We start from the raw sequence: 9,480 nt of genomic DNA, 5'->3' as shown, positions 1-9,480 counted from the left end.
ATGCCCCCACGACTTCGCCGATGCGGGCAAGTACTTCCAGCACACCGCGCAAGCACTCATTAGCGGCCCCTGGAAGAACCCGGGCTGACTACGCCCCGCCGCCAACGAGCACGGTGCCGACGGCGCGTAGCACCTAACAACCCAAACCCCTGAAGCCACAACAGCGCGACCCATAGCCCCGGGCCCGCGCTATTCAGCGACCCTCGAGGACATCTCACCATGCAACAAAACCCCTCGTCATCGGCCGGAATCAACCTCGATCCCGCCGCCATGAACACCTACGCAACAGCGATGGACCAGGTAGCAACCGGACTCACCGCGGCCGCCGCCACACTCACCGACCTCTCGCCCGCCGACCAGCTCCGCACAGACCTCGGGGTCGTCGGCGCGGAGTTCGCCGCCGAGCTCGACGCCGCGCTTGCCGAGCACGCCGACACCCTCACTACCGGCGCCCACATGGTGGGCGAATATCGGCGCGTACTACGCGACTACACACGTATCGCTGTCGACGGCGACCACGATATTGCCGCCGCACTCAACAGAGCAGGTGGTCAGCTGTGAACGCCGCCGAGGTAGACCCGCCAATCGTGACGGCGCTGCTACAACCGCTCATGGCGTTGCGAGCCACCCTCGGGACCGCGAGCAGCTCACCCGACCAAACGCTGTTATCGGCGCTACAGACAGCCACCACTGGCATCGTCGATACCGACCTCGAGCACGGACGTGCCCTACACGCGCTCGAAAGCTCCTGGGACACAAGCAGTGACGTGATGCCGGTCATGGCACGCACCCGCCGAGAGATCGCGACCACCGCCGAGCTGGGCCCGGAATACGCGGCCCTGCTGACTTCCGCACACACCACCAACGCCGCCGCCGCGCGACGGGTGGAGCAGATCATCGCGGAATTCCGCCGCGACGGGCGCGCCCTGGTCGATACCGCCACCACCGCACCCGATGGCGACGGGCTCATCGATCTGGCCTCCCACGCCCTGCGCGAGGCACTCACCGTCGTCGACGACGCACAGCTCGAGATGGACGAACACACCCGCCGACTACGCGGCCGCGAGCCTGCCAAGCTCACGACACCACAATCGTGGAGTGCCTCTCCCGGTGTCGTGCAGCTGCCCGGCGCCGTCCCCGGCCTGCCGGGCATGCCCGGCTCAAGCCTCAACCTGCCCAGTGCTACCGCCGGTCAACCGGTCGACCCGGCAGTGGCGCAGGCCGCGATCCAGGCACAAATGCAGCAGACCGCGATCCTGGCCGGTATCCAGATCGGCGGCACCGTCCTCGAAGCGGGCGTCGAGCTCGGAACCCATCTGATCGACAAAATCGCTGAGGTCGGCACTAAGACGATGGACACGGTCGCCGCCAGCGCCCAAACCGCCATACAAGAGGGTCTCAACCCAGCCCACCCCGCCGCGGCCGGCGCGCCCTCACCACCAGCGACACCAGCACCCTTGAGCCTCAGTGCACCTACGCCGCGTATCGACTTCGGCCCGACCGCCGCGACTCCCGCCCCTGCTACCCCGGCGCCTGCCACGAACGCAGCAGAGGAACCCCAAACCCCTACGGCGCCAACACCGAAATCTCCGGCCGACCCTGCCCCTTCCTCAGCCCCGAACCAAACCGGCGCCGGTCTGGCCGCTCCGCCGCGGCCTGCACCACCAGCTGAGCCCGAGCACACCCCGCGCGGACAGCTCGGCGTGACTGTGCCCGCACCCTCGACACCGGCAGGCGACGGAGATAGGTCGGGTACATGACAACCACCGACCCCGACCGGCCCAGCGCGACCGCGAGCCTGTGGGATCTCGGGCTACCCATGGTCGGTGAGGTGGCCCCAGAAGACCGCGCGGAAGGCGAGGACCAGGAAGAGGCCGCGGCGGCGGCCTCCTCGCAGACATCGATTGCGCAATCGATGTCTGCGACGACGATCGAGTCGGACGACGACACCGACACCGACGAAACCGACCCGGACCCGGACGATTGGCACCAATGGCTCGAGCCGCGCCGCCGAGACAGCGACACCCCGCAGGACATGGGACCAGCACCACCCTCAACCGCCTACCTGGCCGCTGACGTCGACAACTACTACGACGACGGCGACCCGCAGCCGTCACCGGTCATAGACCGATCTGGAGGTACACCCCGCACCACCCCGACCTGGTCGCTGCCCTCCCGGCCTCGACAACGCGAGCCCCGCGGATCAGGGCCCCTCCACGCGCTCGGTGTGGTCGCCCTGGTGGTGCTCGTCGTCGCCGTAGTGCTGGGCTTCGCACTCAACACTCACCGCCCCACAACCTCGACGCAGCCCGGGGCGGCCGCCGCCGCAACGACATCGATCACGCAATCGATGTCCGCGACCAGACCGCCGCACGCACACACCCTCACCGGGTGCGAGCAAACCAGGTCGGCGGGTCGGGTGTCCGGCTCCGGAACAGGCGGTACCACCGATGGCCCGTCAGCGATCCTGGCGTTTGAGCACGCCTACTACGTGCGGCGGTCCGGGTCCGCGGTGCGGGAGATCGTCGATGGGACCACAATCCCCACAGCCGAGCAGATCCAAGCGGGCATCGCGGCCGTCCCCGCCGACACCGCATACTGCGTCAGCATCAGCCCGGCAGCAGATGGCCGGTGGCTGGTAGAGCTGGCCGAGCAGTGGCCCGGCGAGCCCGTCCAGTCCTACCGCCAAGTCGTCACGACCGCCGAGCGCGACGGTCGCACACTGATCACTGCGATAGCACCGGCATGAAGTGACATCGTCGATGCTTTCGGAGGCAAGCCCTCCCGCAGAGGGAGGGTGCGGCAGCACCAAGAGAGCACCTTGACGGATTAGCGGCGCAACCGGGCGCCGTTGGTGCGACTAATTCACCGGGCTGGGTATGTCGGTGCGACCTGAGACTCTGTGCGGGGCAACAACCTGCAAGGAGGGAACATGGCGGCTACCGAGACGACACCGGCGGCGCTGGTCCCTGTAGAGGTAGCGGTGAATCCGGTGCTGACTGGATTCATCGCGTGGCTCGATGGTCGCGCCGAGCTCGCGACACGCACCCGCGAAACCTATATCGAACGGACAGGCAACTTCCTGGCCTGGGTAGTCGAAACGGGCGAACACCCCGATGCGCTCGACAACCCGGCCGGACGCGACCGCGCCGTTGGCGCCTACATCACCGCCATCGTCGACGAGCGCGGCGCGGTGCCGTCCACGGTCAATGTCAGCCTCGCCGCTGTCGCGGCGCTCTACACATGCCTGGGCATGGGCGAACCGGTCACGGCGCGTGCGGCAGTCGAACAGATCGTGCCTCGCACCCTCGGCGACGCCGAGCAGCGCAGCTTACTCACTGCGGCCGCCGCGCGCGGCCCGCGCGCGTTCGCGATGAACGTACTGGGTCTGGACGTCGGCCCGCGCGAATCCGAGATTGCGGCACTCGACGACACAGACCTCGACTTGACAGACTTCCCCGGAAGCATCGACATCACCGACAGCAACGGGCACACCCGCACGGTGCCCCTGCGTCCGGGCACCCGCGCCGCGCTGGTGGCATGGCTGGCACATCGCCGCCAACTCCTCGGCACATCCTCGACGACGCGGGCCCTGTTCATTACGCTGCGCGCGCCACACCGGCGGCTCGCAGTCCGCACGGTCGACGACATCATCCGCACCGTCGGTGACGACGCGGGCCTGATCATCGCTCCCGGCACGCTGCGGGCCACCACCGAACAGCGTTGGCTACGCGCGGGAACACCAACCCCGGTCGTTGCCGCCTATCTCGGCCAACGCACCTCCGACCCCGAACGAGTGAGGGCGTTGCTGGGCGTGGCACCGCCGAATGGCGTGCGGGCTCCGCTCACCGAGACCGAGCAGTTGACGCTGTTCGGTCGCGCGGACTGACCTCGATCTCAGTCGGCCTCAGCGCTCAAAGTCCCGGCCTTGCTTCGGTCCGCGCGGCCGCGGGCCCTGCGACGGCCCAGAGGGTGGCGCGGGCGGGGCCTGCGCTGCATTGCGTGCGGGTGCACCAAAGGCGCGCTGCGAGAGGTTGACCGCGGTGTACGCCCGAATCTTGTCCTCCACCGCGGCACGATCTAGTCCGTCAACGACCACGCTCGAACGTGCAGCCGCTGCCCATGCAGGGGAGCCGGGACGCTTGTCGTAGGGCTTGCTCGGGTCGATCCCGGCGGCGCGCATGTGGATCTCGGTCAACGCCTTTCGCGCTTCCGACGCCATGGCCGCCGCTGCTTTCGCACGGTCGGTCGCATTCAGCGCCGCCCGGATCTCGAGCAGGCATTCGGTCATCGCGTACATCAACGCGAGCTGACTAGTCGCTGGTGAGGTTGTCGACCACAACAACCGCGATACGTGCCGCAACCCGTCCTGGTGCACAGGCTGTGGCCGCCGCCGATGTGCGGGCATCTGCCCGGCGCGCGCCAACTGTCGCGAGAGCCGATCCAGAGGACCGGGTGTGCGCTCGGTGCGCACGCTCATCGCCGCGAACATCCCCGCCGACTGCGACGCGGCTTGCGCCCACGCGTCACGATCGGCGACCGGGATGGTTCGCAGGTGCCGCGACCACGCCGCCAGCTCAGCGACAGTGGCTTTGTCCGCGACCGGGTCGGCCACCAACGGCCGACCTTTTGCGGTCGGGGTAGTCCGCCGCCACTCCGTCAATGCGTCCTCACGCGCGGCGTCGGACTGCTCCCACGGCGCCCACTTGCGCAGAGTCAACAAGGTCAGATCCTTGCCCAACCGCCACCCGCCGTACTTGATGGACTTCTCCCACGCGCCGGTCTCCAGGTTGCGCTGCGCAGGCAGCCGCACCGAGTACCCCACGACTTCATCGAGACCGCCGGCCGCCCAAAACGGCGCGACAATGACCCCCTCGGCGCGCAGCTCACGCAACCACCCGGCCTCGCTGTCGGCGACCACAGCTGCCGCCCGGACCCGCCGACGCAGCGCTTCCCGATCGGTCTCCGGTGCGCCGGTCCTCTCGGCGCGGGCCCGCTCGGCTGGTTTCGTTGCCGCCTCGGTGCCCTCGAACTCGCGCGAGGCGAGCACCTTCAACCCGTACTTGTGCTCCAGGGCCCCCGCCGCCGCTTGCGCGCGCGGCCGATCCCGGTACACATCGGCGAGCGAACCGTCCGGGCGCACGACGCTCATCGCAATGTGGATGTGGTCGTTGCCGTTCACGCTCACCCCGTGCCGAACCCCGGTCCACCGCACGTCCGGAGCACCGTCCCCGCGGTCGATGAACCCCATCTCGACCATGAAATCGGAGGCGATCGCCTGCCATTTCCCGTCGGCAAGCTCGCCTTCGTCCGCGCTCAACGCCAGCGAGCAATGCCAGGTGTTCTGGTCTTTGGTGGCGGCCTCATAGGCGGCTGAGCGGTCCATACCCTCTGCGATGAACGCTCGCGCCTGCTTGTGGTTGGTCGAGAGCACGGGCTCACCACGCAGCAACGTTTGCCGCGGCGAGTCCAACAGCTTCCCCAGCTCCCACGCCCGCTTACGGTCGATAGGCCCGGCGTAGACAGCCATCGTCACCGCATCCCCCGCAACCACACGCGGATTGATGTGTTCGTTGTGCCGACCCGGACCCGCCAGGTACCACAACAACCCCTTGATGTCGCTGCCCTTGACCGCGTTCGGCATCACCGCCGCATCACCCCACTCACGCGTCCGGGTCGACGCGCGCCGCCCAATCCCCGGCGCCGTCCTCGTCGAGCGCGACGGCCAGATCTTCGTCAGTGATCGACACCTCCGACACCGCTGGAGACTTCCCCATCACCCACCGCGCTGCCGCGTCCAGTGACAGACACGCCCGCGTCGCCGCCACCACCGCCGCCGCAGTCTCCTCCGCGAGCTCGCGGTTCTGGTGGGCATAGCGCGTCAGCTGATTCAAGTTATTCATCGCCCCGCGAACCTGGGAATCGAGCTCGAGGATCGACAGGACCGCGTGTGCGCGCCCGGCCTCGACGGTCGACCCCTCCAGCGTCGCTTCGACCAGCAACCGCGGCACGGTGATGTCGGCCGCCTCGGCGCGTGCGGTCAACGCATCGTGCTCGTCGTTCGACAGCTTCACCACATGCCTGTGAGGTCGGCCCCCGGGCACATTTTTCGCGCGCACGCGCCGGGCTCGTGCCCGCCGTTCTGGCGACTCCCCTGCCATCGCAACCTCTCCTTCGGCCTAGCGCAGCGACCACCCGTTTACCGGGTGGGGTGCACGTTAGTGCACCTAAATAGTAGCTCGCTCCAACTCATTCTGTCCCCAGAGTACCCGACCGGCAGGTGCCGGGGCGGCTTCCCGGACGAGACCTCACAGGGAGGAGTAGGCAGACGGCCCGGTCTGGGCACAGTCGATACGTTGGACGCCATGACCGACCACTCCGCGCGCGCCGACGAACTGGCGGCGCAGGCCAACCGCGCGCTGCAAGAAACCCTCGCGAAGTTCGGCGGGGGCGGGCCACGCAACGCTCTGGTGTCCCACGAAGACGAGATGGCAGCGTGGGCAACGGTTCACGCCCTCCAAGCCCAGGCGCAGATCCACGCGACCCTCGCCATGAACGACAACCTCTCCCACCTGTGGTGACCGCACCGAGCGAGGCAATCCCCGACGTACACCGGGCAGCTGCTCACCAGGTCACGCCGGTAGAGTCCGAACACGACGCGGTCCCTGGATAGTTCGCGCTTCCAGGGACCGTATCGCCAGATAGACGAAGACCCCGGCGGATAGGTCCCGCCGGGGTCTTCGTCGTCTGTGGGGCGTCCGGAGCGCTACGTCCGGTCGGGCTTGCGCAGTTCGATCACGCGCCCGCCGGCCCCGCCCGCGATGGCCTCGGCCCGCGCCACCTCCGAGGTCGCGCGGATCTTGTCGACCGTCGTGCGGTGCACACCGGTCGCGGAGTGGATCGCGTTCGTCGATGCGGCGACAGCGGCCATCTCCAGCACCCGCACTACGGTGTCGAGATCCAGGCGTCGACCGACACCACGGTCCCGCACTTCGTGGGCAAGTGCGGTCAGCACACCCCGCACTTCGGGTGCCGACCCCGCACTACCGTCAGCACTTTCCCCCGCACTTTCCACCGTCGCCAACGCAAGTGCGGACTGTGCCCGCGCCCCCGCACTTGTCGGTGCCGCAGACCCCGCGCCACTGGTGCGGGACGGGTGCGCGGTCCTGGTGCGCGGCGCGCGGGTCGCCCGCACTTCTTCCCGCACTTCGCCCGCACTTACGGTCGGTGCCGGGGCATCGGCCGAGGTAGGCGCGGTGCTGGTTCCGGTGCGGGCCGGTTCGGGAGCCTCGTCAGCGGGCTCGGCCGTAGGTCCCGCACTTTCCAGGGTCGGCTGGTGCGGCGCGGGCCCAGCCTCGATCGTGTCGACGTCGGCAGACCCCGCACCGGAACCCGCACTTGCGTCCACGAGCGCAGTGCTGTCCACCTCCGGCGAAGTGCGGTGCGGGGCCGCACTTTCCTCAGGGTCGAAGTGCGGTGCGGGCTCGGAGACGGTCGTAAGTGCGGGTTCCGGTGCGGGGTCGAACTCGGCCTCGAATTCGGCGATCGGGTCCGTGGTGCGGGCCGCCACGTCCTGGTGCTGCTGTGTGCCCGCGGTCGTCGTCGACGGCGTCGCAGCGGTGTGTGCTGCGCTGGGTTGCTGGGTGTGCAGTGCGTGCAGATCCGGCAGTTGTGCGGTGAGGTCGTCGGTGATCCGGCGCGCGACGATCTCACGGGAGCGGATGTTGTCGCGGCCGAGGTAGTGCAGCACCCACAGCGACCCGCCGATGAGCACCGGGGCGATGCCGTGCAGGGTGGCCTGGTACCAGTAGGTCGCAGACAGGTACGGGTAGGTGTTGAGGCCCAGAGTCAACAGGAACAGTCCGACCTCGGCCGCCTGGACTGCCGGTGCGGGCTCGACTCCGGCGGCCTCGCGGTGCTTCGCGGTCCCGACGGCGATGATGACGAGCAGCCCGGAGATCATGCCCTCGACAAGGAACGACACCCAGAACATCGGATCGGAGACCCCTCCCGGCGCCATGTTCTTCTGCACATTGACCGCGGACCAGATCATGCCTATGGCGATGATCGCGGCGCACCCGTAGCGGTACCCCTTGCCGTAGCGGCGCAGCTCCGCGATCGTCGACGCCGGACTGTCGGCGCGACGCTGATCGGCCAGCGCCATCCGCGCACCGACCACGTCCCGGATATCGGCCTCGCGGATCTTGGCGTCGGCCTCACGGATCTTGGCGTCGGCGGCGAGCTGGGCGGCCAGCGCCGCGCGCTCGGCCTCACGCAACTGCGCACGACGCCACTCGGCCAGGCCGCGCTTTTCGGCCAACTCGGCTTCGGAGGGAACCTCGGCCAGGACATCGGCCGCGTCACCACCGAGCAGTTCCAGTCGGCCGCGCGCATTACTCAGCTCATCGGCGAGGGCCTGGATGTCACCGCTGGGCGGGTGGGCGGCGGCCGGGGTCTTCTTCGATCGGAACATCAGTTGCCTTCCTCATCATCAGGGGGTTCCGGTACAGCGGGCCGCGTCGAGCGCGGTGTTCACGGTCGTGGGCGGTTTGAGCACGGGCGAGCTCAGCGGTGTGGTCGCCGCGCAGCTGCTCGTGGTCGCTGCGAGCCTCGGAGCGGGTGCGAGTGAGTTCCTCGCGCAGTTGCCGGATCTCCAGCGGCTGAGAGATCGATAGTCATTGAGGGGCCCTCCTGCGGAAATTTCGGAACTTTCTTCCGTGTTGCCTATGCAGGTCCATAGTGCATCAACCTGCATAGGCAGGTCAATATTTGGATAGTCCGCTTATGCAGATCGGTGGCAAGCTGGCTAGCTTAGCGGACCGTCGCCCCGCGGATGGAAGGTCGTCGGGAACCTGGCTGAGGATGTGGCTACCCGACATCGGGGCTGTCGAGGGATGAATCAGACAGTGTCTGAAGGTTCCCGATTTAGACAACGAGCCGAAGCCGCTAGGCGGCTTCGAACCGCGTAAAGGAACGCGCTCCGCGCGTGCTCTGTTCAAAGGCGCTCCCCATCACCCTTGCTTTTGCACGTCTCTTCTGGCTCCGGGTGGTGAGGGTGGTGGTGAGCGCCGGGACCCCCCTAGAGGCGATCCGTGGTTCGGGCACACCTGTGCCCGCGCATCGCCTCTAGGGGAACCCTCGCGGTTACTACGTCGTCTCCGGTATGGAGCCGGGCGTATGGAGCCTGCTTGGGAGCGCTGCGGGTATTACTCGCCTGCGCTGGGACCGGTCCTGTGCTTCTGGCTGCCAAGGCCGCACGCACACCCTGCCTGCGGTCCTCCATCGTTCTGCACGTCTACCGGGTCGGGTCCACCTTCACCCCGGGACGCCAGAAGCTCATAAGCCGCAGTTGAGTCCTGCCGGAGGGCTAGCCGGGGGGCAATAGGGCTGTGACGGTGGGCGCCATCCCACCTGTCGCCTACGCCACCGCACACACCGGACCGGGTGCTTGGAGCGTCGAGGCTTCCTGGGTTATCCTCG

The 9,480-nt window shown here is 68.2% G+C and carries 8 protein-coding genes; 5 read left to right on the top strand and 3 right to left on the bottom strand.

What is annotated here, in order from left to right; genetic code table 11:
* The first annotated feature begins 219 nt into the window (after positions 1–219).
* From ACFQZZ_RS33305 to ACFQZZ_RS33290, 4 genes are all read left to right on the top strand, one after another.
* The gene (locus ACFQZZ_RS33305) at positions 220–561 is read left to right on the top strand and encodes a hypothetical protein (protein ID WP_378688887.1); all 342 of its coding nucleotides are present in this window, start codon (positions 220–222) and stop codon (positions 559–561) included.
* Positions 562–587: 26 nt separating this feature from the next.
* The gene (locus ACFQZZ_RS33300) at positions 588–1,760 is read left to right on the top strand and encodes a hypothetical protein (RefSeq protein ID WP_378688884.1); all 1,173 of its coding nucleotides are present in this window, start codon (positions 588–590) and stop codon (positions 1,758–1,760) included.
* Complete coding sequence (locus tag ACFQZZ_RS33295) at positions 1,757–2,749, top strand: hypothetical protein (protein WP_378688881.1); 993 nt, start codon at positions 1,757–1,759, stop codon at positions 2,747–2,749. Before ACFQZZ_RS33300 ends, ACFQZZ_RS33295 begins: the two co-directional genes overlap by 4 nt.
* Before the next feature lie 183 nt (positions 2,750–2,932).
* Positions 2,933–3,889 carry a tyrosine-type recombinase/integrase gene (locus ACFQZZ_RS33290; RefSeq protein ID WP_378688878.1) on the top strand — a complete coding sequence of 319 codons (957 nt, stop codon included), beginning with the start codon at positions 2,933–2,935 and terminating at the stop codon, positions 3,887–3,889.
* A gap of 18 nt (positions 3,890–3,907) precedes the next feature.
* Here ACFQZZ_RS33290 and ACFQZZ_RS33285 read toward each other — a convergent pair whose 3' ends face one another.
* A complete protein-coding gene (locus ACFQZZ_RS33285) occupies positions 3,908–5,644 on the bottom strand; it encodes a relaxase/mobilization nuclease domain-containing protein (protein ID WP_378688875.1) in 1,737 nt (578 codons plus the stop codon).
* Positions 5,645–5,663: 19 nt separating this feature from the next.
* The gene (gene mobC / locus ACFQZZ_RS33280; RefSeq protein ID WP_378688872.1) at positions 5,664–6,074 is read right to left on the bottom strand and encodes a plasmid mobilization relaxosome protein MobC; all 411 of its coding nucleotides are present in this window, start codon (positions 6,072–6,074) and stop codon (positions 5,664–5,666) included.
* A gap of 291 nt (positions 6,075–6,365) precedes the next feature.
* Here mobC and ACFQZZ_RS33275 point away from each other — a divergent pair, with 291 nt between their 5' ends.
* On the top strand, positions 6,366–6,581 hold the full coding sequence (locus ACFQZZ_RS33275; RefSeq protein ID WP_378688869.1) for a hypothetical protein: 216 nt from the start codon (positions 6,366–6,368) through the stop codon (positions 6,579–6,581).
* A 185-nt stretch (positions 6,582–6,766) separates the two neighbouring features.
* Here the strand turns inward: ACFQZZ_RS33275 and ACFQZZ_RS33270 are convergent, their stop codons facing one another.
* The gene (locus ACFQZZ_RS33270) at positions 6,767–8,473 is read right to left on the bottom strand and encodes a hypothetical protein (protein ID WP_378688866.1); all 1,707 of its coding nucleotides are present in this window, start codon (positions 8,471–8,473) and stop codon (positions 6,767–6,769) included.
* Positions 8,474–9,480 lie beyond the last annotated feature (1,007 nt).

It is taken from the genome of Nocardia sp. GCM10030253 (assembly GCF_042675075.1).
Lineage (GTDB): Bacteria > Actinomycetota > Actinomycetes > Mycobacteriales > Mycobacteriaceae > Nocardia.
Note: the sequence above shows the minus strand (reverse complement) of the source record. Positions and strands in the feature narration are given on the sequence as shown.

Coding starts and splice junctions, on each gene's coding strand:
- ACFQZZ_RS33285 (WP_378688875.1), bottom strand. CDS start 5,644: ATGCCGAACGCGGTCAAGGGCAGCGACATCAAGGGGTTGTTGTGGTAC.
- ACFQZZ_RS33270 (WP_378688866.1), bottom strand. CDS start 8,473: ATGTTCCGATCGAAGAAGACCCCGGCCGCCGCCCACCCGCCCAGCGGT.
- ACFQZZ_RS33290 (WP_378688878.1), top strand. CDS start 2,933: ATGGCGGCTACCGAGACGACACCGGCGGCGCTGGTCCCTGTAGAGGTA.
- ACFQZZ_RS33275 (WP_378688869.1), top strand. CDS start 6,366: ATGACCGACCACTCCGCGCGCGCCGACGAACTGGCGGCGCAGGCCAAC.
- ACFQZZ_RS33305 (WP_378688887.1), top strand. CDS start 220: ATGCAACAAAACCCCTCGTCATCGGCCGGAATCAACCTCGATCCCGCC.
- ACFQZZ_RS33295 (WP_378688881.1), top strand. CDS start 1,757: ATGACAACCACCGACCCCGACCGGCCCAGCGCGACCGCGAGCCTGTGG.